The organism is Erythrobacter sp. JB1-4, from assembly GCF_057365025.1.
This window is the reverse complement of record NZ_CP200292.1, coordinates 3,152,605-3,176,037: the sequence shown is the minus strand read 5'-3', so window position 1 is coordinate 3,176,037 and position 23,433 is coordinate 3,152,605. Positions and strand designations below refer to the sequence as shown.

Sequence of the window (23,433 nt, the reverse complement as noted above, 5' to 3'; positions counted from 1 at the left end):
TTGCTAGCTCTGTGAAAATTGGGATACGCTTTTGTTTTAGGTTGCGCGAGACCGGGGAAATGACGTGAAACGAAGACCGGGCCGCAACCATTTCGCTCACCAACTCAGGGAAAACGCGACCGCTGCGGAAAGGATTCTCTGGGACCGCCTGTCCAAGAAGCAACTTGGAGCCACCTTCATTCGCCAAGGACGTATTGGGACCCGTTACGCAACCTTCGTAGCGCGTTCGCGTAATGTGGCAGTCGAGGTTGATCGTGGCGGCACGAATAACAGCCCCAATGCCTTCAGAAGAATAACACCCGATGTACGGACGAAATTTGATGTCCTCTACTTCTGGGAGATCGACGTCCTCTCTCGTACTGACGAAGTCGTCGATGCGATCCGCGAGGCGCTGCAATAGCTGCCGAATAGCCGAGAGACGTCTCACCCCAGCCCCCCAACAAACTTCTCGAAGAGGTAGAAGCTATCCTGCGGGCCCGGGCTTGCCTCCGGGTGATACTGCACGCCAAACGCCTGCTTGCCCTTCACCGCAATCCCGCAGTTGGAACCGTCGAAGAGGCTCACATGGGTCTGCTCCAGCGTCTCGGGCAAAGTGTCCGCATCCACCGCAAAACCGTGGTTCATGCTGGTGATCTCGACGAGACCCGTGGTCTCGCCCCAGCCCTCGCCGACCCGCTGAACCGGGTGGTTAGCCCCTCTGTGCCCTTGGTGCATTTTGATCGTCTTTGCACCTGCCGCGAGAGCCAGCATTTGGTGGCCCAAGCATATGCCGAAAAGCGGCATGTCGGCTTCGAGCAGTTTCTGGATCACCGGCACCGCGTATTCGCCTGTCGCCGCCGGGTCTCCGGGGCCGTTGGAGAGGAACACGCCGTCGGGCTTTAGCGCCATGATCTCGTCATAGGATGTCTTGGCGGGCACCACGGTCACCTTGGCACCGGCGCGCACGAGGTTCCTAAAGATGTTGTCCTTCGCGCCAAAGTCGATGGCCACCACATGCGGGGTCGCATCGTGGGCGGCGCGGCCATAGCCATGGCCCAAGCGCCAATGGGCTCCGTCCCAATCTTCCTGAAGCTCGCGGGTGACGCGCACGGCCAAGTCCATGCCCTCTAGCCCCGCCCACTCCTGTGCGCGTTGGATAAGGGCGGGAATGTCGAACTTGCCATCAGGCGAATGGGCGATCACCGCGTTGGGAGCGCCTGATTTGCGGATACGGCGGGTGAGCGCCCTTGTGTCGACGCCCGACAGGCCGATCTTGCCGTTTGTCTCCATCCAATCCTGAAAACGCTCCAAGCTGCGGAAGTTCGATGGCTCGGTCACATCCTCGCGCGCCACGCAGCCGACGGCGCCTTCAACAACACTTTCAATATCCTCGCCGTTCGTGCCGACGTTTCCGATATGGGGAAATGTGAAAGTGACAATTTGCGCCGCGTAAGAGGGATCGGTCATCACCTCTTGGTATCCCGTCATCGATGTGTTGAAGCACACTTCACCCACTGCATCACCGGCCGCGCCAAACCCGCGCCCCCAGATCACCGTTCCATCGGCCAAAACAAGACAACCCGTCGCACCTTCAGGTTGCGCAGGAATAGTGGCAGCAGAAGCCATTTGGGGCTCTCCGAGATAAGGTTTTCCAGCAATGTCGCTAAGTCCCACCCGCTAAGCTTGCGAGGGGCTCACGTCAACCTATCTAGAAGCGCATATTTGGGCTAAGCGGCCCGCATACGTAATTCCTTCCACAAGAAAGACCAATTTCTCATGATCCGCGACGACATTAAGGCCGCCACCATCACCGCGATGAAAGCCAAGGAGAAGGAGCGCACCGCAACCCTTCGCCAGATGAGCGCTAAGATCAAGGACCGCGATATTGAAGAGCGCACGTCGGGCAAGGATATCGACGACGATGCTCTGGTGACAAGCGTGCTCCAGAAAATGGCCAAGCAACGCCGCGAATCGATTGAGATGTACGAGAACGGAGGCCGTCAGGAGCTTGCCGACGCGGAAAAGGCAGAACTTGCGGTGATCGAAGGCTTCCTGCCGCAGATGATGTCCGAAGAGGAAACCAAGGCTGCGATTGAGGCGATCAAGGCAGAAACCGGCGCTTCTTCGATGAAGGATATGGGTCAGGTTATGGGCGCTTTGAAAGCGAAACATGGCGCAGTGCTCGATGGGAAACTGGCGAGCGGGCTTGTGAAGGCGGCACTGAGCTAAGCTTTCGTGCGCTAAGCACAGACTTGTCCACGTCACCGCCTTGAAGCGGGGCGCATTTGCGAGCATTTTGTTCCTATGTCTATCACCCCGCAATGGAAGGATGAGCTGCGCGCGAGGATCACGTTATCAACCGTGATCAATCGTTCGACCAAGCTCACCCGTGCGGGGCGCGAGTTTAAGGCGTGTTGCCCTTTCCACAATGAGGCAACGCCAAGCTTCTATGTCAATGATCAGAAAGGCTTCTACCACTGCTTTGGCTGCGGGGCGCATGGCGATGTGATCTCATGGATGACGGAACAGCGCGGGCTGTCCTTTATCGACGCTTGTAAAGAGCTTGCAGGCGAAGCGGGGATGGAGGTCCCTGCCCCGGACCCAGTGGCTGCGAAGAAGGCAGAGAAACGCGCTGAGCTGATTGATGTGACCACCGATGCGCAAGGGTGGTTTTATGATAATCTGCGCAGCTCCGATGGCCGCGAGGCCATGCAATATCTGACAAATCGCGGGCTCAAACCAGAAGTCTTGCAAGAGTTTGGCTTTGGCTATGCGCCTGAGAGCAAGCAGGCGTTGAACCGCGCCCTCGCACGCTATGATGACGAAATGCTGGTTGAAACCGGCATGCGGATCAAAACCGATGACGGCACGACCTATGACCGCTTCCGTGGCCGGGTCATGTTGCCGATCCAAGATGCACGGGGCCGAGTGATTGCTTTTGGCGGGCGGATCATGGACAAGCGGGATGGCGTCGCAAAGTATCTCAATTCCCCCGACACGCCCCTCTTTGATAAAGGCCGCACGCTCTACAACCTCCACCGCGCTTCGCCCGCTTCGCGCCAATCGGGGCGGATTGTGGTGGTCGAAGGGTACATGGATGTGGTGGCGCTTGCTCAGGCGGGCTTTGAGGATGCTGTTGCGCCGCTTGGCACCGCTCTTACCGAAACGCAGCTAGAGATGCTGTGGCGCATGGTTGAGGTGCCGGTTCTGTGCTTTGATGGAGACAAAGCAGGCGAACGAGCAGCCATGCGAGCGATCTCCCGCGCCCTGCCCCTCCTTGCTCCGATGCGCTCTCTTTCCATCGTCCGCCTACCCAGCGGTATGGACCCTGACGATCTCATTAATGCCCAAGGCCCCAAGGCGATGGGCGAATTGCTCGACAATCCCAAGAGCTTGCTTGACGCCTTGTGGGAGGGCGAGCGCGATGCACAGTCTCTCAGCTCGCCAGAATCCAAAGCTGGGCTCAAAGCCCGGCTGATGAGCCATGTCGACACCATCGAGAACAAGGATATTCAGGCACTCTACCGCCGCGAATTGCTGGACCGCTTTTCGGCATTCGCCTTCCCCCGGCGCGAAAGCTCTGGCGGCAAGGCTTGGAGCAAAGGTTCTGGCGGCAAATGGCAAGGCGGCCGCGCCGCCCCCAGAGGCCTTTCAGGCGAAGCGCGCGACACCCTCGGGCGAGCGATGTCAGGCGGCCAGCGCGCGTCCTTAATGTCAGCCGTGATCGCCGGACTTGTGCGCCATCCAGACGAAATCGCGGTCCATTCCGAAGCTCTTTCGCGCCTCGCCTCTGCTGACCCAAATGCTGCGCCTGCGATAGAATCGTTGATGGAGCTGTCAGAAACACTTGATTCGGGTGTCACAAACGCCATATCGAGGCTCGAAGGCATTCCTGCCCCACCGGAAAACCATCAGTTCGCCTTTCTTCGAGAAGGCACAGACCCCGGTGAAGCGCGCGAGGAATTGTCCGAAGCTGTATCGCTGCTGGCCCTCAAACCAGCGCTTGAAGCTGCTATGGCAGCGACAATCGCGCGGTTTGACGAAGACCCGGAAGGGGCTTTGGCAGAGCAGGCCAGATTGCGAGAACGGCTCCATACAGTTGATGAGCGCCTCAAGGAATTTGGGCGCAAAAAGGCCGGGGCTCCGGCGACACAGGAATAAGCTGGGAGTTTCGCTTCCGGCAACGGGATTAACAGTTTGGCGACTTGCAAAGGCCGGGGTTCAGTAGGGGGACCTTAAGCCGACGTGACTAGCCCATGATACGGACTGACAGATTTTATGGCCTCGACCGCAAAAGCCGACAAAGACGACGCACCGCTGATCGACCTCAATGAAGCTTCGGTAAAGAAGCTTATGACCAAGGCAAAGAAGAAGGGCTACATCACCTATGATGAGCTCAACGCCGCTTTGCCTTCGGGAGAGATGAGCCCGGATAAAATCGAGGACATTCAAACCGCGCTGTCTGAAATGGGCGTCCAGATCGTCGAAAATGACGAGGAAGCAGAAGCGGAGGCTGAACAAGAAGCCGAAGTCGAAGCGATGGAAGTCGACGACGAGAAGAAAAAGCCCGCCGCTGCCAAACCTGCTGCAAAGAAAACCGGCACGGGCGAACGTACCGATGACCCGGTTCGCATGTACCTGCGCGAAATGGGCGCGGTGGAACTGCTCAGCCGCGAGGGCGAGATCGCAATTGCCAAGCGTATCGAGGCAGGCCGCGACATGATGATCATGGGCCTTTGCCAAAGCCCGATCACCTTCCACGCGATCATCCAATGGTCCGAAGCGCTGAATTCTGAAGATATGCAGCTTCGCGAAATCCTCGATCTTGACGCGATGCTTTCCAAAGAGCCTCCGCCTGACAAGATGGAAGAGGAGAACGAGGAAGCTGAAAAAGGCGGCGAGATTTCCGAAGAGACCGCTGGCCCTACTATTGTTGATGACGACGATGAAGTCGAAGATCACAAGGAAGAGGGCGAAGAAGGCGAAGAGGGCGAAGGCGCCAAGAAAGAAGAGGAAGAGGAGGAGGACAACACCCTCTCTCTTGCTCAGATGGAAGCCGCCCTTAAGCCTGACGCGATTGAGCGTTTTGCCCGGATCACCAAGCTGTTCAAAAAGTTCGAAAAACTTCAGCTTGAGCGCGTTGACACTTTGGCCGCTGGCGACATCTTCCCCAAGGCTAAAGAAAACAAGTACGAGCAGCTTTCCGACGAGCTGACGGCCGAAGTCGAAAGCGTGCAATTCCACGCGGCGAAAATCGAGTTCCTCGTCGACAATCTCTATGCCTTCAACCGCCGCCTGACCGCTTTGGGTGGTCAAATGCTGCGCCTGGCAGAGCGTCACAAGATTAAGCGCATCGACTTCCTGAAATCCTACGTCGGCAACGAGCTTGACGATGGCTGGATTAGAGAGCGCGCGGCGAAGGACAAGAAATGGGCCGCTTTCCTTGAGAAAGAGGAAGGCGCGGTCGACCGTATCCGCACCGAGATCACCGATATTGCTGCAAACACCGGCATGTCACTTCCTGAGTTCCGCCGCATCGTCAACATGGTACAAAAGGGCGAACGTGAGGCGCGGATTGCCAAGAAGGAAATGGTGGAGGCCAATCTTCGTCTGGTGATCTCTATTGCCAAGAAATACACCAACCGTGGCCTGCAATTCCTTGATCTTATTCAGGAAGGCAACATTGGCCTGATGAAGGCGGTCGACAAGTTCGAGTATCGCCGCGGTTACAAATTCTCCACTTATGCGACCTGGTGGATCCGTCAGGCGATCACGCGTTCGATTGCCGACCAAGCCCGTACGATCCGCATCCCGGTCCATATGATCGAGACGATCAACAAGCTGGTGCGCACTTCGCGCCAATTCCTCCACGAAGAAGGCCGCGAGCCTACGCCAGAAGAAATGGCAGCGCGCCTCTCCATGCCATTGGAGAAGGTTCGCAAGGTGATGAAAATCGCCAAAGAACCGATTTCGCTTGAGACTCCGATTGGTGACGAAGAAGATTCGCACCTTGGCGACTTCATTGAGGACAAGAACGCGATCATTCCTGTGGATGCCGCCATTCAGGCAAACCTCAAGGAAACCGTCACCCGTGTGCTGGCCTCGCTAACCCCGCGTGAAGAGCGCGTTTTGCGGATGCGCTTTGGTATTGGCATGAACACTGACCACACACTCGAAGAGGTCGGCCAGCAGTTCTCCGTGACGCGTGAACGTATCCGTCAGATCGAGGCAAAAGCGCTGCGCAAGCTCAAGCACCCAAGCCGTTCGCGCAAGATGCGGAGCTTCTTGGATCAGTAGGATATAACGCCATGAAGAGTCTCCTGAAATGCTTGCTGTATTCGTCGGCTCTTGCCTTTTCTTCGGTCTCATCCGGCGTTGCAGCGCAGGCGATTGAGGCCCAAGAGGGAGAAGGACCAAGCAACGCTGACGCCGAGCGTTTGGCTCTGGCCGTTGCCATCATGGACATCTCATTCCCGCAGGATATGCGGCTTTCTATCTTCGAAAAAACCAGCGAGCAGATGGAAGCCCAGATGATGCAGAGCTTAAGTCGGCAGATCACTGATGAGGGCGCGCTCGCCTTGATCACCAAGTGGCAAGAAGACATTCGGCCACAAACTCAAGCGATCCTGGAGCGAAATGTCCCGCTCATCATGGATGCATGGGCAACATCATATGCTGAGGTGCACAGCAAAAAAGAGCTTGAAGACATCCTCGCCTTTGTTTCCACGCCTTCCGGGCAAGCGTTTATGCAACGTTCAACCGATGTTTTGGCCCATACAGCCTTCGCCGATGCAAATCAGGTCCATATTGATCAAACAATGGAGCTGGTCATGGGTAGCATACCAAATCTAATGCAAGAGTTGGTGGAATATCAGACGTCTAAGTCAGACGAACAGTGAAGGCCGTCTCGTGCCCGTATCTGACATGACCACGATCGCTATCGTCAGCCAAAAAGGCGGCTCGGGCAAAACAACTCTCGCCGTCAACCTCGCGACGCGTGCAGCAAACGCTAAGCATGAAAGCTGCGTCGTCGACACCGACCCGCAAGCGACCGCTGCGGCATGGAGCGATTGGCGCGGGGATTTTCTCCCCGTGGTGGTAACCGCACCCCCTGCCCGGCTTGGCCGCACGATTGAAAGCGCCCGGAAAAACGGCGTGGACTTCGTCGTAATCGACACCCCGCCTCATGCCGATGCAGCAGCGCGCGAGGCGATCAAAATCGCTGACGTCGTCCTCATCCCAACCAAACCACGCGCATTTGATTTGGCCGCGCTCGAGCCCATCGCTGACCTTGTCAATTACGCCAAGACGCCCGCTTTTGTGGTTCTTAATGGCGTACCGTCGGGCGCAACGAAAATCGCCAAAGAGGCAAAGAAGGCGGCCAAGGAAATGGGGCTGGAGATGTGCCCTGTGGAATTGGGTGAGCGTGCCGACTTTCATCGCTCCAGCGCTAAAGGCGAAACCGCAGGCGAACTTGCCCCTGATGGTAAGGCCGCGAAGGAAATCGACAAGCTTTGGAAATGGTTGGGTAAAACGCTCAAAAAGGCCAAAGAGTAGGCACAAGTTAGCCCATCAATACCGCCGATAGCGATCATCTTCAAAACTGCGCGGGAACAATCCGTATTTTAGCTTATAGCCTTCGGGGATCGTGGGCTTTGGCCCGTTAGCAAGCGATCGTAGTCTGCGCGCATCTTTGCCCAATTCGCTTGCCGGTATCTCAGACCATTCAATCGTATTGCGCGATGTCAGCGCAAAATCGCCCGCGTTTGTCATCGATCCCGCTTTCACCTCAAAGCGGGGCGCATCCTCAGGGTATCCGCGTGACGGGCGTGAGACTTCTACTGTTCCCATCAACAATCCGGGGCGATCAATCAGGCAGCGTTCGTCCTGTGCCGGGATCTTGGGGCATTCAATACCGTGGGCGACAAGACGATAGGTCCCCGCAGGCAGCTGATAGGCACGCACCTGATACTTTACGGTCGAATTGCCAAAGGCGAAAAAGCTCTGCTTGCGGCCAAAGCTGATGACGTCAGCAGGGTTTGAGACATCGCCTCCTTCACGCAGGAAATACACATCGAGTGGTTCTTCAAGGTAAAGCTCGCTGCGGATCGAAATGAGTACAGCGCCATTGCCCTCGTTTAGAGCTGATGCCCGCTTGATCTGTTCTGCATTCACAGCCGGTGACTGGGCCAAAGCGCCGTTCGCTCCCGACAAAGCAAGAGCAAGCGCAGCTGCAAGAAAACACAAAAATCGCATCGAATTACACCTAAAGGACCCGCAAGGTTCGTATTAGGGCATGAAACATGCGATGCATAGCTTCAAGATAGGGCGTCCCAAGGCGAGCCAGAATCGTCGAAAAGCACATGTTTCGGGGTGGAGTCGCGCTGGCGAGCACACTATGTAGCGTGCCTATGCGTATAGCCATTGCCTCTGATCACGCCGCCACCGAGCTCAAATCTCAGCTTGCCGAGTGGCTTATGGAAGAAGGACACGAGGTCGCAGACCTTGGCCCTGAAGCTGGCGAAAGCGTCGATTATCCCGACTATGGATACAAACTTGCCGATGTGGTTGCCGATGGCACTGCTCAATATGGCGTTGCCCTTTGCGGGTCGGGTATCGGCATTTCGATCAGCGTCAATCGTCATCCCGCCGTTCGCTGCGCTCTGGTCTCTGAACCTTTGTCCGCAGCCCTTGCCCGTGAGCACAACGATGCCAATTGCATTGCGCTTGGTGCGCGGCTGACAGGCATCGAAATGGCGAAGTCTTGCGTAGCTACATTCCTAAGTACGAAATTTGCTGATGAGGGCGATGCCAATGGCCGTCATCAACGCCGCGTTGCAAAGCTCGGCAATCCGCCAATTGACCCTGACCATATCGAGACCCATCAATGAGCACTCAGCCAGATTACACACCCGACCTTATGCAAGGCTTTTGGCATGATGATCTTGCCAGCGCTGATCCCGAAATCGCGGCAGCAATCGGCAAAGAGCTTGCACGTCAGCAGGACAAGATTGAGCTGATCGCGTCTGAAAACATTGCTTCTAAGGCCGTGCTTGAGGCGACCGGCAGCGTGTTCACCAATAAGTACGCAGAAGGCTATCCCGGCAAGCGCTATTATGGCGGCTGCGATTATGCTGATGTTGTCGAAACTCTGGCGATTGAGCGCGCCAAGCAGCTGTTTGGATGCAACTTTGCCAATGTTCAGCCCAATTCCGGCAGCCAGATGAACCAGGCGGTTTTCTTGGCGATGCTTGAGCCGGGTGACACCTTTATGGGGCTCGATCTCAACTCAGGCGGACACCTCACGCATGGTTCTCCTGTCAACATGAGCGGTAAATGGTTCAACCCGGTCAGCTATGGCGTCACTGAGGGTGAAGAGCTGATCGATATGGACGCAGTTGCCGCGACCGCTCGCGAGCACAAGCCAAAGCTGATTATCTGCGGCGGCACTGCTTACTCGCGGGTTTGGGATTTTGCAGCGTTCCGCGCAATCGCCGATGAAGTGGGGGCTATCCTTCTTTGCGATATGAGCCACATCTCCGGCCTCGTTGCAGGCGGCGCGCACCCCTCCCCTTCCCGCATTGTGATATTGTGACCTCAACGACCCACAAATCGCTTCGTGGGCCGCGTTCCGGCATTATTCTTTGGAATGATGAGAAGTACACCAAGCCCTTGAACATGGCGGTCTTCCCAGGCCTTCAAGGCGGTCCGCTTATGCACGTTGTTGCGGCCAAAGCGGTCGCGTTCAAAGAGGCGTTGGCCCCTGAGTTCAAAACCTACGCACACCGCATTGTTGAAAATGCCCGCGCGCTTGCCGCGAGCCTTGAGGAAAACGGCTTGCGCATTGTTTCAGGGGGCACTGACAACCACTCAATGCTCGTTGATCTCACCGCTAAAGATGTGACCGGCAAAGCAGCGGAAGCGGGTCTCGACCGGGCATGGCTCACCTGCAACAAAAACGGTATCCCGTTCGACACACGTTCGCCATTTGTGACTTCTGGCATTCGCCTTGGGACCCCGGCGGGTACGACGCGCGGTTTTGGCCCGATGGAGTTCCGCCAAGTCGGCGCGCTGATTGCCGAAGTGGTCGATGGCCTTTCGAAGAATGGACCCGAAGGCGATGCGCAAGTCGAAGAAAGCGTTCGCAATCGAGTTTCACAACTTTGCAAGAATTTCCCTGTATATCCCGAAGGATAAATTCATTAAGACAGAAGAATATCCGCTATGACAAAACTAGTGAAAAATGACGCTGTCATTATCAACCAAGACGAGGATACGATGGGAAAGAAGAAAAAGGCAGAGAAGGATTGGGTCCAGGACACGCGCGATGAACTCGCGATGATGGTCAAGGACGGCTTTGATCACGAAAACACCAAACCTGTTCTGAAAGCCGCTGCTGTTGGCGCGGTTGCTGGCGTTGTTCTTCCAGGTGTCGGCCTGGCAGCTGGCGTTGTCGCAGGCGCTGGCCTTGCGCTTCACCACGCCATTCGAAAGTAAGCACCCTACACCATGCGCTGTCCTTTCTGCGCCCATGAAGATACGCAAGTAAAGGATCTCGCGCCCGACCGAGGACAACACCTCGATAAGGCGGCGCCGCCAATGCAATTCTTGCGGCGCCCGCTTCACCACGTTTGAGCGCGTGCAATTGCGCGAAGTGGTTATCGTCAAAGCAGGCCCGGATGGGACAGAACCCAAGCGCGAGCCCTTTGACCGCTCCAAACTTGAAAAGTCCGTCGCCCTCGCCTGTCGCAAACGCGATATCTCGCTTGAGCGGATTGACCAATTGGTGTCAGGCATTCAGCGACAAGTTGAGACCGCTGGCGATCCTGAAATCCCATCATCGCGCATTGGTGAGATGGTGATGGACGGGCTCAAACAACTCGACACGGTTGCCTATATTCGCTTTGCCAGCGTGTATCGCGATTTTTCAGAAGCCAAGGACTTTGAAGAATTTGCGAGCACTGTGGCAGACGCTGCTAAAGACTAAGGCCCGTGACCGACAAACCCATTATCGTGCTGGTGCGCCCCCAATTGGGAGAAAACATCGGCAAAGCGGCCCGCGCTATGCTCAACTTTGGGCTTACCGAAATGCGCATAGTGAACCCGCGCGATGGTTGGCCAAACCCTAGCGCCGGGCCAGCGGCGGCGGGGGCTGATATCGTCCTGGATCAGGCGCAGATTTTCGAAAGCACCGCAGAGGCTGTTGCGGATTGCGAGCATGTCTATGCCACCACGGTGCGCAAGCGCGGGGTGACTAAGCCTGTTGTTGGACCAGATGGCGCTGCGCGTTTGATGCACTCCCAAAGCGGCCGTCATGCCGTGTTGTTCGGGCGCGAGGCATCGGGTCTTGAGACGCAAGATGTGGCGCTTGCCCGGCATATCCTGACCGTGCCGATCAATCCCGAATTTGGTTCACTCAACCTAGCGCAGGCTGTGATCCTCACCGCCTATGAGTGGTCGCGTATCGGCCGCGAATTGGAAGCCAGCGAGCTGGTTCAACCCACCGCTGAGGAAGCGGCCCTTCCGCCTGCTCCGCAAGAAGACTTAGAAGGCCTCATCACCCATCTTGAAGGCATGCTTGCACCCAAAGGGTATTTTTTCCCCGAAGCGCGCGCAGAAGCCACACGGCGCACCCTTCGCACGGTGCTGACGAAACCTGCCTGGAACCATCTGGAGATACGCACCTTGCGCGGGGTGCTTTCCTCGCTTGGCCGCCCGGATAAAGACACTGGCGAGGATGCGCCCGATAAGGGTTGATTTCGCGAGCCACCGCTGTATACGCGCGCTCACGCAAGTTTGGCTCCGCACCCCGGTGAAGCGGATGCCGCGTTGAGAGTTTACGCCTCAACGGTGCGCTGCCGGGTTCAACGCTCGCCAAATGGGTGGGCCTGCAAAATGTAAGGAAAGACCATGACGAAGCGCACAAGCGCCAAGCACAAGCTCGACCGCCGGATGGGTGAAAACATCTGGGGCCGTCCCAATTCTCCAGTTAACAAGCGTTCTTATGGCCCGGGCCAACACGGTCAACGTCGTAAGAGCAAGATGAGCGACTTTGGTCTTCAGCTTCGCGCAAAACAGAAGCTCAAAGGCTATTACGGCGACGTAACCGAGAAGCAGTTCCGCTCAACCTACAAAGACGCAACCCGCATGAAGGGTGATACAGGTCAGAACCTCATCGGTCTGCTTGAGCGCCGTTTGGACATGATCGTATACCGTGCGAAATTCGCGCCAACGATCTTTGCCGCGCGTCAAATCGTCAACCACGGCCATATCCTTGTGAACGGCGTTAAGTGTAACATCCCATCGCGCCGCTGCGATGTTGGTGATGTGATCAGCCTCAACACGAAAGCCAAAGAAATGGCGCTCATCATCGAGGCGCAAAGCCTGCCAGAGCGTGAAATTCCGGACTATGTTGCCCCCGATGGCAACGACAAAGTTCAGTTCACCCGCGTACCGAAGCTTGACGAGGTGCCTTATCCGGTGACGATGGAACCCAACCTCGTGGTCGAGTTCTATTCGCGCTAATCGACGACAAGTCGTTAGTAGAGAATTCAGGGCGGTCCTTCGGGGCCGCCCTTTTCTTTTGTGGGCTGATATGCAAATTAGGTTTCAAAGAGGAACTTAAATATGAATGTACTTCTGATAGACGGCCACCCTGACGAGGCGCGCTTTTCTTCGCATTTGCTTGATCTGTATCAGGCCGCCCTCCCCGCCGGGACCCAGGTCACGCGGGTTAATGTGCGTGATATGGAATTCACCCCCATCTTGCGTCATGGCTATCGCAAGCGGACCGATTGGGAGCCCGATATTCAATCGCTCGCTGAGAAGTTCGACGCATGCGACCATGCCGTCTTTGCTTTTCCCATGTGGTGGGGCGCAGAACCGGCGGAACTCAAAGGCCTCATCGACCGGCTGTTCCTTCCCGGCTTTATGTATCAATTCCATGAAGAGGGCATGATGTGGGACAAATATCTCGAAGGCCGCTCAGCTGACGTGATCGCGACGATGGACACCCCGCCCTTTTTCCTGCGCCTTCTTTATGGCAATTCGATCGTCAAACGCTGGAAGGGTCAGGTGCTGGGCTTTGTCGGATTTAAGCCTGTGCGTTTCCTCGCATGCGGTGCCATCAAAGCCGGCGCGGCAGAGAAAAACATCGGCAAATGGACGCCCAAGATCGAAGCCATGGCGCGCTCGATCCGTCCAAAGTCTCCCGAAAAGAAAAAGGCCCGCCTCGCAGCGTTCCTTGGGAAAGGTTAATCGCGAACCGCGTCCCAATGGTCGAATTCATATGCGATTGAGCCTTCGACAAGCTGCTCCCACAGCTCAGCGATCAAATCACCGGGTAAACCGCGCGCCTCAGCCTCGGCCTTGGCCGCAGCAATAACGCTTGCCTTGCGATCTTCATCGCGAACGGCATCGCGCGTCGGCTTAATCCGCGCCGCTGCTCTCATATAGCCAAAGCGGCGTTCCAAAAGAGCCACAAGCTCACGGTCAGTCGCATCCACGCCCGCGCGCACATCCACCATGGTTTCGCAAAGTTCGGGCTGTTTCGCAGGCACATCAGTCATGCCAAGCCACTTGGCCCCTCACATTCGATTTGTCGAGAGTTTGTACACCCAAAAATCAGCGATTGAGGCTTTCGGTGAGGAATTGGTCAATCGAGCCCAACATCTGCGTGCGCGCATCGCTGTCTCCCAGTCCATGCTGGAGGTCTTCAAACTCGACATAGGTTACGCGCTTTTTCGCATCTTCGAGCGCGTCGGCCATATCTCTGGAGTGGCGAACCTCAACGTTCACATCGAGCGTGCCATGGAACAGCGCCACGGGTGCTGCAAACTTCTCTGCATGGCGTCTTGGACTGCCCGCCGCGATGTGGGGCCCGCGCCCCAATTGCCTGTCGCGCGAACGAAAGCTGGTGTAGGCGCGCGCGTCTGAGCGCAGATATTCAAGGTCAGTCACAGGCGCGATAGCCACCACCGCTTTATAGAGATCGGGGTCAACCACTTGCGACTGAAGCGCTGCGTATCCTCCGTAAGACCAGCCAAGGATTGCGATTTTATCTGCATCAGCAATCCCCTCTGATACGAGCCAGCGCCCGGCATCATTCACATCCCCAATCGCCAGATCCCAGGCTTGAAAGCCATTGCGGCCAAACCAGGCCTCGCCATAGCCTGACGATCCGCGATAATTGGGTTGAAGCACGGCGTAGCCCCTCGCGGTGAAGAACTGCACGATCCAGTCAAAGCCCCAATAATCGCGCGCTGCCGGGCCTCCGTGAGGGAGCACGATCGCCGGCAGATTTTTTCCCTCGGAGCCAGCAGGCAAAGTCAGATAACCCGGAATTTGTGTCCCATCACTGGCAGGATAAGAGACAGGTCGCATTTGCCCCATTGATTGATCAACCAAAGGATCACGCATCGCTAAAAGCACTTCGAGCTTTTTTTGCGCCTTATCGAAGAGATAGACCGTGCCCGGGTCCGTGTCAGAAGACGCAATAATCACCAGTTTGCTTTCATCAGCGCTTGCCCCGGCAAAATTGATAAGCGGCTGATTGGGGAGCGCATTTCCTAAAGATCGCGCCAATTTGGCGAGCTCCTCATCGAAATATTCAACAGAGCGTTTTTCTGTCGCGAAACTCACGCCAACCACGCGGCGCTGCCGCCCCAACCGCACCAAACCATCAACGTCAACATCGCTTCTGGACGCGATCACCGTGGCCGCACCGGAACCGTCAAGCGCAATCCCGATCAGCGCGCGGAAACCTGAAATTGTGGTGTAGGCAAGCAGTTGATTGCTCGTTGCATCAAGGGCGACAGGCGTGAACCCAATTGCCGCGCCATCGAGGGTAACATCCTCAAGCCGCTCCCATTTTTTCTCGCCAATCGCGCGCACAAGGTAAACACGCTCACCCTTTTCATAGCCGCGACCATCGGTCGGCGTGCGGGCCTTGAAGCGGATATTGCCATTGTCATCGGCAAGGAAATAATCAGCATCGGTATCAGGTTGCAGCTCAACGCGGCGTTTGCCGTTCGTGATATTGACCTGATCAACCCCCAGCCCTTCCTTATCGCTGCCAAACCGGGTGCCAACTTCCCTTTCGGGAATATAATTTCGCGTGATGAGGACCCGTCCCTCCTCGCCCTCGATATCAAGAGCAACAAGATCACCGCCGTCTTGATTAAAACCAAGAGCCCGGAAGCTGCGACGCGGCGTCAAAGACGTGAGATCGGTGCCATCATCGCGAATGGTGAACATGCGTGAGAAAGGGAGGAGAATGCCGTCACCTGATTTTCCCATGCCATACACTTCGCAAACCAGATGTTCATCGGTTGCCCATTCACAGCGAGACAGATCGGCATGGATCGCAGAATTGTTCGTGATCGGCGTGACGCCTTTATTGGACGCCATGTCGATCACAAGAAGTTGCTCGGTGTGGCCTGGTCCAGGTGCAATCCAGGCAAGCTTAGTGCCATTGGGGGAAAGACTTATATCAAGGACAGAAGAGCGTGCACCAAAGCGCTTCGCATCATTCTGTTCATCCGAAGCCGATAGCGGCGCAGCGCTCCAAAATCCTGTGAGCGACACGCAGGCCATTAGGCCCAAAAGGACTTTTCCATTAAACTTCATGAATTGATACCCCAAGCAATCTGAGATCAGAATATTGCCAAGTATCAGAGCTTTGTCAAAGCTCATTCCCCAAGATAATTGTGTCGAAACTCTCTTGCAAAATCAGTAAAACGCCCCGCAGCAATTGCATCGCGCATCGCCTGCATCAGCGCTTGGTAGAATGCCAAGTTATGCTCTGTCACCAGCATCGCGCCCAAAATCTCATGTGACTTGTGCAGGTGGTGCAGATACGCTTTCGAATAGTCGCGTGAGGCCGAGCAATTCGAGGTCTCGTCCAACGGCGATTGATCCTCGGCAAACTTGGCATTGCGCAAATTGATCGGGCCATTCCATGTGAACGCCTGCCCGTTGCGACCTGACCTTGTCGGAAGCACACAGTCGAACATATCGATGCCGCGCTCAACCGCGCCGACCAGATCATCAGGCTTGCCCACACCCATCAAATATCGGGGGCGATCCTTGGGCAGCATCTCGGGCGCATAGTCCAGCACGCCAAACATCGCCTCCTGCCCCTCACCCACGGCAAGACCGCCCACAGCGTATCCGTCAAAGCCGATATCGATGAGTTTCTGAGCGCTCACACGGCGTAGGTCCTCGTCAAGCGCACCTTGTTGAATGCCGAACAATGCAGAGCGGCCCGCGTGCTCCTCGCCGCTGTTAAACCCCTCTCGGCTGCGCTTGGCCCAGCGCATGGAAAGCTCCATTGAGGCAGCAATCTCATCGCGCGGCCGGTCAGCGCGCGGGCATTCATCAAAACACATGACGATATCGGAACCGAGCAGGCGCTGGATCTCCATCGAACGTTCCGGCGTCAGCATGTGTTTAGAGCCATCGATATGGCTACGGAATTCGACGCCTTCCTCGGTGAGTTTGCGCAAGTCCGACAAGCTCATCACCTGATACCCGCCGCTGTCGGTCAGGATCGGTCGGTCCCATTTCATAAAATTGTGCAAGCCACCAAGCCGCGCCATCCGTTCCGCGCCGGGCCTAAGCATCAGGTGGTAAGTGTTACCAAGGATGATATCCGCACCGATTTCGCGCACGCTTTCAGGCTTCATCGCTTTGACGGTGGCGGCCGTTCCAACAGGCATGAAGGCGGGCGTGCGGATTTCGCCGCGTTGCATGGTGATCTTACCAGTGCGCGCCCGTCCATCAGTGGCGTTGAGTTCAAAGGAAAAGCGGGTCATCTCGCCCATTACTCTCGAAGCCTCCAACCGGTTTTGAAGATAAAGGCAATCACCCCGATGCAGATGGCAAGAAATCCCATCGTAAGACCAAGCGAAACCCAGATCGACACATCCGATGTACCATAAAATGTCCACCGCAAGCCGCTCACCAGAAAAGCAATCGGGTTGGCATAGGCAATCGTCGACCAGACACCGGGCAGGTCATTGATCGAATAGAAAGTGCCGCCCAAAAACGTCAACGGGGTAAGGAACAGCAGCGGAATAATGCCGAGCTTTTCAAAACTGTCAGCCCACAGCCCAAGGATAAAACCAAAAAGCGAGAAACTGGCAGCGATAAGAGTGATGTATCCCAGCGCTGCTAGCGGATATTTGATCTCGTAATCCACAAACAGGGTCGCTGTGCCCAATATGATTGCCGCAAGGATAAGACCCTTTGTTGCAGCAGCCCCCACAAACCCCACAAGCGTCTCTGCCACGCCAACAGGCGCGGAAAGCAGCTCGTAAATCGTGCCGGTAAAACGCGGCATATAGATGCCGAAGGAGGAGTTGCTGGTCGTCTCACCAAGAAGGGTGAGCATAAGCAGCCCTGGTATAATGAACGCGCCGTAAGCGACCCCATCCACAGGCTCCATCCGCGCGCCAATGACCGTGCCGAAGACAACAAAGTAAAGCGATGTGGTGAGCACAGGTGATAGGATTGACTGGAACGCAGTGCGCATTGCGCGCATCAGTTCCCGGACATAAATCGACCATGCGCCGCGCGTGTTAAAGCCGCTGAAAACAGCCATTACGAAGGGTCCTGTGTGCGTTCTGAGACAAGATCAACGAAGATATCTTCGAGCGAGGAATCGTGAATGTCGATCGCGGTGTAATCCACGCCAGCATTGGTGAGCGCCTTGGTGAGAGCGGCGACCTCGCTATTGCCGCTTTCGCCCTCATTGGCCCCTCCCCCTCGATAAATCAGCGAACGTCCACCTTCACCCAAGGTAATGGGAAACGACGCTAAACTTTCAGGAATGACCGCAAGCGGCTGTGCCAAAGTTAGAACCGCCTCGGTGCTCCCCATGTGCTGCATGATCGAGGCTTTATCATCGACCATCAGGATTTGCCCCTTACGGATAATGCCAACCCTGTCCGCCATCAGCTCGGCTTCTTCGATATAGTGGGTGGTCAAAATGATCGTCGTTCCGCGTTCGCGCAAAGCGCCGATTTGCTCCCACATACCTTTGCGCAGTTCCACATCAACGCCAGCGGTCGGCTCATCAAGGAACAGGAGGTCAGGTTCATGCGCAAGGGCCTTCGCAATCAAGACGCGGCGTTTCATGCCGCCGGAAAGTTCGCGAATTTGCGCATCCTTTTTCTCCCACAGGCTAAGCGATTTGAGAACATCCTCAATTCGCCCCTTATCAGGAGCAAGCCCAAACAGCCCGCGCGAATAGGAAACCGCGCGCCACACGGTCTCAAACATATCGGTTGAAAGCTCTTGCGGGACAAGACCGATGCGCGCGCGTGCCGCTCTCCAATCGCGGGCCAAGTCATGCCCAAACGCTGTCATGGTGCCTGACGTAGGCCTAACCAGACCGCACACAGCCCCAATCAACGTCGTCTTGCCTGCGCCATTGGGTCCCAAAAGCGCAAAAATCTCACCGGCACGAATATCAAGATCAACGCTATCGAGCGCCTTTGTGCCGCCGGAATAGACCTTCGAAAGGCCGCGAATGGAGAGGATTGGATCAGACATTGCTCCACCCGCTAGGGCAGCAAAAGGGACGAGTCACCATAGGAATAGAAACGGTATTCGTTTTCAATCGCATGGGCGTAAACCTGCATCATGCGCTCGCGTCCCATGAGCGCGCTCACCAGCATCATCAAAGTGGACTTGGGCAGGTGGAAATTGGTCATCAAACCGTCCACCGCCTTGAACCTATACCCCGGCGTAATGAAGATGTCGGTGTCGCCTGAAAACTCTTGCACGCGCCCATCATCATGCGCTGCGCTTTCAAGAAGACGAAGCGATGTTGTTCCAACCGCGATAATCCGCCCACCAGCCTTCTTTGCAGCGTTCAAACGCATGGCTGTGCCTGCATTAATGCGCCCAAATTCTGAATGCATTTGGTGGTCTTTGGTGTCGTTCGCCTTCACCGGGAGAAAGGTTCCAGCGCCCACATGCAAGGTCAACATCTCACGCTTGATCCCGGCATTATCCAATGCTGACACAAGCCTTGTGGTGAAATGCAGGCTCGCGGTGGGGGCCGCGACAGCGCCGTCTTCGCTGGCAAACATGGTTTGATAATCGGCCAAATCCTGTTCATCCACGCCCCTGCGCGCCGCGATATAAGGTGGCAGCGGCATGGTGCCAGCACGGTCGAGGAGGACTTCAACAGGCTGGTCACCTTCAAAACCCAGTGTGATTGAGCCATCTGAATGGCGGCTTTCTGCAATCGCAGTGACGCCGCCTCCAAAAATCAGCTGGTCGCCTTCTTTTACGCGTTTGGCATTGCGCACAAAGGCTTGCCACCGGCGAAGGTCTAAACGCTTATGCAATGTGGCGCCGATACGAGCTTGGCCTCCGACGCGCCGCCCTTCAAGCTGTGCAGGCAGGACACGCGTATCGTTGAAGACAAGAACATCGCCCGGTCTAAGAATATCGGGCAGGTCTAAAACGCCCTTATCTTCAAGGCCATTGTCTTGCCCGCGCGCGACCAACATGCGTGCTGAATCACGCGGGCGAACCGGCCTTAAAGCTATTCGCTCAGGCGGAAGGTCGAAATCGAAAAGGTCAACGCGCATAAAAAGCCCCATAGGAGCGACTTAGCGCTTCGCAAACGCCTTTTTTACAGGCTGAATGGCCTACGCCTATTGCGAACCAAGCGGCGCGTTCAAAAGGTCAGCGGTAACATCGGCTTCCACACGCGGGGCCGGCCCACCTACAGGAGCTGCACGGTTATCACTCGCAAGCGAGGCCTGCACAATGCGCGTAGGCTCTGCGGGTGGTTCCCCTCTGTTGATCGCGTCAACAGCGGCCATATTCTCGATCACTCGGCCAAAATTGGTGTAGCGTTTATCGAGACTAAAGCGCGGATAGAAAACGATAAAGAACTGGCTGTTTGCGCTGTTTTCTTCTGTCGCACGCGCCATTGCAACCGAGCCGCGCACGTGGGGCATTGGGTTGAATTCTGCCTCAAGATCAGGAAGTTCAGAGCCGCCTTGCCCTGTACCTGTTGGATCACCGCCTTGCGCCATAAAGCCGTCGATTACGCGGTGAAAGATGATGCCATCGTAAAACCCGCGCTGCGTGAGCGTCTTTACCCGCTCTACATGTTTTGGCGCCCACTCTTCCATAAGGCGGATCTTCACGCGCTCACCATTGGAAAGGTCGAGCACCCATACGTTTTCAGGCTTTTCGTTCTGGTCAAAGCTGACAGTTGGATAACTCCGCGTGTCAACCACAGCCTCTTCTAACGCTTCATCATCCTGCGCCATGGCAAGGTTTGGAACCGCAAGCATTGCAACAGCAGCAAAAGAGGAAATCAGAGTTTTAAACATCATGTGGGTCTTTGATCCGTGTAAAGTATAGGCTTTGCGTCTAACGGCCCTCGCCTGACACTTCAATGAATGAGTGCAACGGCCTGCACAGATTGCATAACGGTATCTCGGGGTGAGTTTTTGGGGCGGACTGTTGGAAAAGCTTAATAGTCGCCTTTGCGGCCAACCTCATCGACCCGCGCGATCACCTCTGGCTTTACATCGGGGCTGACGAATGGGGTGATATCACCTCCATAGACCGCGATTTCCTTGACCAGCTTGGAGGCGATAGGTTGCAGCGAGACGTCAGCCATAAGGAAGACGGTTTCGATCTCTGCGTCCAATTGCTGGTTCATGCCGGCCATTTGGTATTCGTACTCAAAATCCGCGACGGCCCGAAGGCCCCGGATGATCACATTTGCACCCATTTTATTGGCGAATTTGACCAGAAGAGCGTTGAACCCAACGACTTTGACATTGTCTAGGCCCAGATTCTTAACCTCGCGCTCGACCATGGCGAAGCGCTCTTGGGTTGAGAACATTGGGTTTTTCGACGGGTTAGTGGTGACCCCGATGATCAGCTCATCAACCAGTTTTGCGCCGCGCCGTATGATATCGGCATGGCCTAACGTGATCGGATCAAAGGTTCCGGGGTAAATCCCAATGCGCTTGGTCATTTTGCTTCCTCTTTGCCGTACCGGGTCTTCGAGCCCGTTTGGCGTTTATCTGTCCCGCTCCACGATAAAGCGCGCAAGCGAGCGAAGGATATCAGCTTCGCTCCCGTGTGAGCTGAGATGACCAATCGCCTGGTCGACAAGCACCCTTGCCTGTTCGCGCGCTTTATCAACGCCCATCAGGGTCACGAAGGTCTGCTTGCCCTGTTCATCGTCTTTGCGAAGAGCCTTGCCCGCAAGCTCGGCATCGCCCTCAACATCGAGAAGATCATCGGCAATCTGAAACGCCAATCCAATATCGCGCGAATAGGCACGAAGATGAGCACGCCCCTCGACCGGCACCTTGCCAAGCACCGCTCCCATTTCGACCGCACACGATAGAAGCGCGCCGGTTTTCAGCTGCTGCAACTTTGTAATCGCTTGAAGGTCGTAGGTGACCCCCTCCTCATCGGCAACAATATCCATCATCTGACCGCCCGCCATGCCGTTCATGCCGCTCGCCGTGCCAAGCGTCATGATCAACTCGCTACGCACAAACGGATCGGCGCTCGTCTCGGTCTCAGCCAGAATTTCAAACGCCAGCGCATGCAGCGCATCACCTGCCAGCACAGCTGTCGCCTCATCATACACATGGTGCAGCGTCGCTTTGCCATGGCGCAGATCATCATCATCCATACACGGCAGATCATCGTGAATAAGCGAATAGCAGTGAATGGCCTCCACCGCCGCGCCTGCTCGTAGGGCCGCTGTCCGGTCCACTCCAAAAAGCTCAGCTGTGGCCACCAACAACAACGGCCGTACTCGCTTACCACCACCGATCGCCGCGTAACGCATGGCTTCGACCAGCCGCGCACGCGTGTCAGAGGGCACTGTCAAAAACGCATCAAAAACCGAATCGATCTCTGCCTGAACCCGCTTAAGGCCATCTTGAAGCAGGTCGCCGTCCATACCGACCACGCTCATTTACCGGTCTCCATCAAGAGGAACTGTACCGCTGGGCGCTCCATCGGCGCCGGACACGATTTTCTCTATGCGTGCCTGAGCGCTGTCGAGGCGGTTTTGACATGCGAAACGCAGTTTTTCACCGCGTTCATACAGCTCAATCGACTTATCAAGCGGCACATCGCCTCGTTCCAATTGGCTCACGATCTCTTCAAGCGCGGTGAGCGCCTGTTCAAAGCTCATGTGTTCGATGTCCGGCAAGCCCGAAGCTCCGGTTGCATTTCCCTCGTCCATGCGCCCATGCATTGACGCCGCGCGCCAGCCCGGTCAAGGCCTCGCTCAGCGCTAGCAGCAATAAGGATAAGCCAATGAGCAAATATTTGATCGCGTTTTTGAGCGCTGCAGTGATTTTTGGCGGGCTCGATGCAATGTGGCTCAACTGGGCAGGCCCGAACCTTTACGCCCCCACCATTGGCGAGATTATGGCTGACGACTTTAATGTGGGCGCGGCTGGCGCGTTCTACGTCATATATCTGTGCGGTATGACCTGGTTTGCGATCCGTCCCGGTATCGAAAGCGGCGATGTGCGCAAAAGCCTGCTGAACGGCATTCTTCTGGGCGCGCTTTGTTATGCAACCTTCGACCTCACCAGTCAGGCGGTGTTTAAAGTCTGGGCGACTAAGGTCACTGTGTTTGACATCTGCTGGGGAGCATTTGCAACCGGCACGACAAGCACCCTTGCATGCTGGATCGCTTTGCGCTTCACCCGCTAACGGTAACTAACAAGAACACAAAACACGCGGGGGCGCGCATTCATGTTCATTGGTCATTTCGCACCAGCCTTTGTGGCAGCAGCGGCCTATTCCAAGGGGCCAAAGCTTGCGACCTACTTCGTCGCGGCACAGCTGGTCGACTGGGCGTTTTTTGCGCTCGCCATGGTGGGCGTTGAGAAGATGCGCATTGATCCAGATGCCACAGTGATGGTGCCTTTTGACCTGTATCACTTGCCCTATACGCACAGTCTGCTTGGCGCTGGCGCTTGGGCCGTTGCCTTTGGAATTGTGATTGCGATCTGGCACCGCGACAGTTTGGCCGGTCTTTTGACGGGCTCGGTCGTGATCTCGCACTGGGTGCTCGATTGGGTGACCCATCGCCCCGATCTCACGATTGCAGGGGGCAGTGAGACGTATGGCCTTGGTCTGTGGAACCACCCTGAAATTGCGATGCCCTTGGAGCTTGGAATTACTTTGGGTGCGTTTATTTTCTACATTAAGCGCTCAAGAGGGCCGATCATCCAACCGCTGATCTTGCTTTTCGTGCTTTTGGCATTTCAAGCGATCAACTGGTTCGCCCCTCACCCCACCGAGGCGAGCGTGTTTCTCTATCTGCAATCGCTTTTGGCCTTTGGCGTTTTGACACTTCTGGCGATGTGGGTGGGGAGAAATCGGTATTTTACCCAAGCAGGCGGGTTGGCGGCAGCGAGCCTCTAGCTTAAGGGA

25 protein-coding genes and 2 pseudogenes are annotated in these 23,433 nt (G+C 56.0%); 15 read left to right on the top strand and 12 right to left on the bottom strand.

Translation table 11 applies throughout. The features are described 5' to 3' along the window. Positions 1-64: 64 nt before the first annotated feature. Complete coding sequence (locus AC0V61_RS14875) at positions 65-400, top strand: endonuclease domain-containing protein (protein WP_486158786.1); 336 nt, start codon at positions 65-67, stop codon at positions 398-400. A 23-nt stretch (positions 401-423) separates the two neighbouring features. On the opposite strand, the gene carA is transcribed toward AC0V61_RS14875, so the two are convergent. Further along, positions 424-1,605, bottom strand: coding sequence for a glutamine-hydrolyzing carbamoyl-phosphate synthase small subunit (carA, locus tag AC0V61_RS14870; RefSeq protein ID WP_486158784.1), 1,182 nt, complete (start codon positions 1,603-1,605; stop codon positions 424-426). Between the two features lie 150 nt (positions 1,606-1,755). Between carA and AC0V61_RS14865 the strand changes: the two genes are divergently transcribed. The 5 genes from AC0V61_RS14865 (at position 1,756) to parA (ending at position 7,536) form a co-directional block, all read left to right on the top strand. After that, a complete protein-coding gene (locus AC0V61_RS14865; RefSeq protein WP_486158782.1) occupies positions 1,756-2,208 on the top strand; it encodes a GatB/YqeY domain-containing protein in 453 nt (150 codons plus the stop codon). Between the two features lie 75 nt (positions 2,209-2,283). Further along, on the top strand, positions 2,284-4,140 hold the full coding sequence (dnaG, locus tag AC0V61_RS14860; protein ID WP_486158780.1) for a DNA primase: 1,857 nt from the start codon (positions 2,284-2,286) through the stop codon (positions 4,138-4,140). A gap of 117 nt (positions 4,141-4,257) precedes the next feature. Then, the gene (rpoD, locus tag AC0V61_RS14855; protein ID WP_486158778.1) at positions 4,258-6,276 is read left to right on the top strand and encodes an RNA polymerase sigma factor RpoD; all 2,019 of its coding nucleotides are present in this window, start codon (positions 4,258-4,260) and stop codon (positions 6,274-6,276) included. A gap of 11 nt (positions 6,277-6,287) precedes the next feature. Then, positions 6,288-6,878, top strand: a complete 591-nt coding sequence (locus AC0V61_RS14850; RefSeq protein ID WP_486158776.1) for a DUF2059 domain-containing protein — start codon at positions 6,288-6,290, stop codon at positions 6,876-6,878. Between the two features lie 10 nt (positions 6,879-6,888). Further along, positions 6,889-7,536, top strand: a complete 648-nt coding sequence (gene parA, locus AC0V61_RS14845; protein ID WP_486158775.1) for a ParA family partition ATPase — start codon at positions 6,889-6,891, stop codon at positions 7,534-7,536. A 15-nt stretch (positions 7,537-7,551) separates the two neighbouring features. Here parA and AC0V61_RS14840 read toward each other — a convergent pair whose 3' ends face one another. Next, positions 7,552-8,235, bottom strand: a complete 684-nt coding sequence (locus AC0V61_RS14840; protein WP_486158773.1) for a hypothetical protein — start codon at positions 8,233-8,235, stop codon at positions 7,552-7,554. A gap of 155 nt (positions 8,236-8,390) precedes the next feature. Between AC0V61_RS14840 and rpiB the strand changes: the two genes are divergently transcribed. The 7 genes and pseudogenes from rpiB to AC0V61_RS14805 all read left to right on the top strand — a co-directional run bounded on the left by rpiB (position 8,391) and on the right by AC0V61_RS14805 (position 13,236). After that, the gene (gene rpiB, locus AC0V61_RS14835) at positions 8,391-8,870 is read left to right on the top strand and encodes a ribose 5-phosphate isomerase B (RefSeq protein WP_486158772.1); all 480 of its coding nucleotides are present in this window, start codon (positions 8,391-8,393) and stop codon (positions 8,868-8,870) included. Further along, positions 8,867-10,176 (top strand): annotated as a pseudogene (glyA, locus tag AC0V61_RS14830) (serine hydroxymethyltransferase). Before rpiB ends, glyA begins: the two are co-directional and overlap by 4 nt. Before the next feature lie 27 nt (positions 10,177-10,203). After that, the gene (locus AC0V61_RS14825) at positions 10,204-10,476 is read left to right on the top strand and encodes a hypothetical protein (protein WP_486158770.1); all 273 of its coding nucleotides are present in this window, start codon (positions 10,204-10,206) and stop codon (positions 10,474-10,476) included. 12 nt (positions 10,477-10,488) lie between these two features. Continuing rightward, positions 10,489-10,966, top strand: a pseudogene (gene nrdR / locus AC0V61_RS14820) (transcriptional regulator NrdR). Between the two features lie 5 nt (positions 10,967-10,971). Then, positions 10,972-11,736, top strand: a complete 765-nt coding sequence (locus AC0V61_RS14815) for an RNA methyltransferase (RefSeq protein WP_486158769.1) — start codon at positions 10,972-10,974, stop codon at positions 11,734-11,736. Between the two features lie 153 nt (positions 11,737-11,889). Then, positions 11,890-12,504, top strand: coding sequence for a 30S ribosomal protein S4 (gene rpsD / locus AC0V61_RS14810; protein ID WP_486158767.1), 615 nt, complete (start codon positions 11,890-11,892; stop codon positions 12,502-12,504). Positions 12,505-12,606: 102 nt separating this feature from the next. Continuing rightward, the gene (locus AC0V61_RS14805; RefSeq protein ID WP_486158765.1) at positions 12,607-13,236 is read left to right on the top strand and encodes an NAD(P)H-dependent oxidoreductase; all 630 of its coding nucleotides are present in this window, start codon (positions 12,607-12,609) and stop codon (positions 13,234-13,236) included. Here AC0V61_RS14805 and AC0V61_RS14800 read toward each other — a convergent pair. From AC0V61_RS14800 to AC0V61_RS14755, 10 genes are all read right to left on the bottom strand, one after another. Continuing rightward, on the bottom strand, positions 13,233-13,547 hold the full coding sequence (locus AC0V61_RS14800) for a chorismate mutase (protein ID WP_486158763.1): 315 nt from the start codon (positions 13,545-13,547) through the stop codon (positions 13,233-13,235). The genes AC0V61_RS14805 and AC0V61_RS14800 overlap by 4 nt on opposite strands. Before the next feature lie 55 nt (positions 13,548-13,602). Continuing rightward, complete coding sequence (locus AC0V61_RS14795) at positions 13,603-15,606, bottom strand: alpha/beta hydrolase family protein (protein ID WP_486158762.1); 2,004 nt, start codon at positions 15,604-15,606, stop codon at positions 13,603-13,605. A gap of 62 nt (positions 15,607-15,668) precedes the next feature. Then, on the bottom strand, positions 15,669-16,793 hold the full coding sequence (tgt, locus tag AC0V61_RS14790; RefSeq protein WP_486159586.1) for a tRNA guanosine(34) transglycosylase Tgt: 1,125 nt from the start codon (positions 16,791-16,793) through the stop codon (positions 15,669-15,671). An 8-nt stretch (positions 16,794-16,801) separates the two neighbouring features. Next, positions 16,802-17,581, bottom strand: coding sequence for an ABC transporter permease (locus AC0V61_RS14785; protein ID WP_486158760.1), 780 nt, complete (start codon positions 17,579-17,581; stop codon positions 16,802-16,804). After that, on the bottom strand, positions 17,581-18,534 hold the full coding sequence (locus AC0V61_RS14780) for an ABC transporter ATP-binding protein (protein WP_486158758.1): 954 nt from the start codon (positions 18,532-18,534) through the stop codon (positions 17,581-17,583). The genes AC0V61_RS14785 and AC0V61_RS14780 overlap by 1 nt, the downstream gene beginning before the upstream one ends. A gap of 11 nt (positions 18,535-18,545) precedes the next feature. Further along, positions 18,546-19,583 carry a tRNA preQ1(34) S-adenosylmethionine ribosyltransferase-isomerase QueA gene (queA, locus tag AC0V61_RS14775; protein WP_486158756.1) on the bottom strand — a complete coding sequence of 346 codons (1,038 nt, stop codon included), beginning with the start codon at positions 19,581-19,583 and terminating at the stop codon, positions 18,546-18,548. Positions 19,584-19,649: 66 nt separating this feature from the next. Continuing rightward, on the bottom strand, positions 19,650-20,342 hold the full coding sequence (locus tag AC0V61_RS14770) for a peptidylprolyl isomerase (RefSeq protein ID WP_486158754.1): 693 nt from the start codon (positions 20,340-20,342) through the stop codon (positions 19,650-19,652). 140 nt (positions 20,343-20,482) lie between these two features. Then, positions 20,483-20,995, bottom strand: a complete 513-nt coding sequence (coaD, locus tag AC0V61_RS14765; RefSeq protein WP_486158752.1) for a pantetheine-phosphate adenylyltransferase — start codon at positions 20,993-20,995, stop codon at positions 20,483-20,485. 45 nt (positions 20,996-21,040) lie between these two features. Then, positions 21,041-21,955, bottom strand: a complete 915-nt coding sequence (locus AC0V61_RS14760) for a polyprenyl synthetase family protein (protein WP_486158750.1) — start codon at positions 21,953-21,955, stop codon at positions 21,041-21,043. Then, positions 21,956-22,228 carry an exodeoxyribonuclease VII small subunit gene (locus tag AC0V61_RS14755; RefSeq protein ID WP_486158748.1) on the bottom strand — a complete coding sequence of 91 codons (273 nt, stop codon included), beginning with the start codon at positions 22,226-22,228 and terminating at the stop codon, positions 21,956-21,958. 74 nt (positions 22,229-22,302) lie between these two features. On the opposite strand from AC0V61_RS14755, the gene AC0V61_RS14750 reads away from it, so the two are divergent. After that, on the top strand, positions 22,303-22,707 hold the full coding sequence (locus tag AC0V61_RS14750; RefSeq protein WP_486158746.1) for a DUF2177 family protein: 405 nt from the start codon (positions 22,303-22,305) through the stop codon (positions 22,705-22,707). 42 nt (positions 22,708-22,749) lie between these two features. Further along, entirely contained in the window at positions 22,750-23,424 is a 675-nt protein-coding gene (locus AC0V61_RS14745; RefSeq protein WP_486158745.1) for a hypothetical protein, read from the top strand. Positions 23,425-23,433 lie beyond the last annotated feature (9 nt).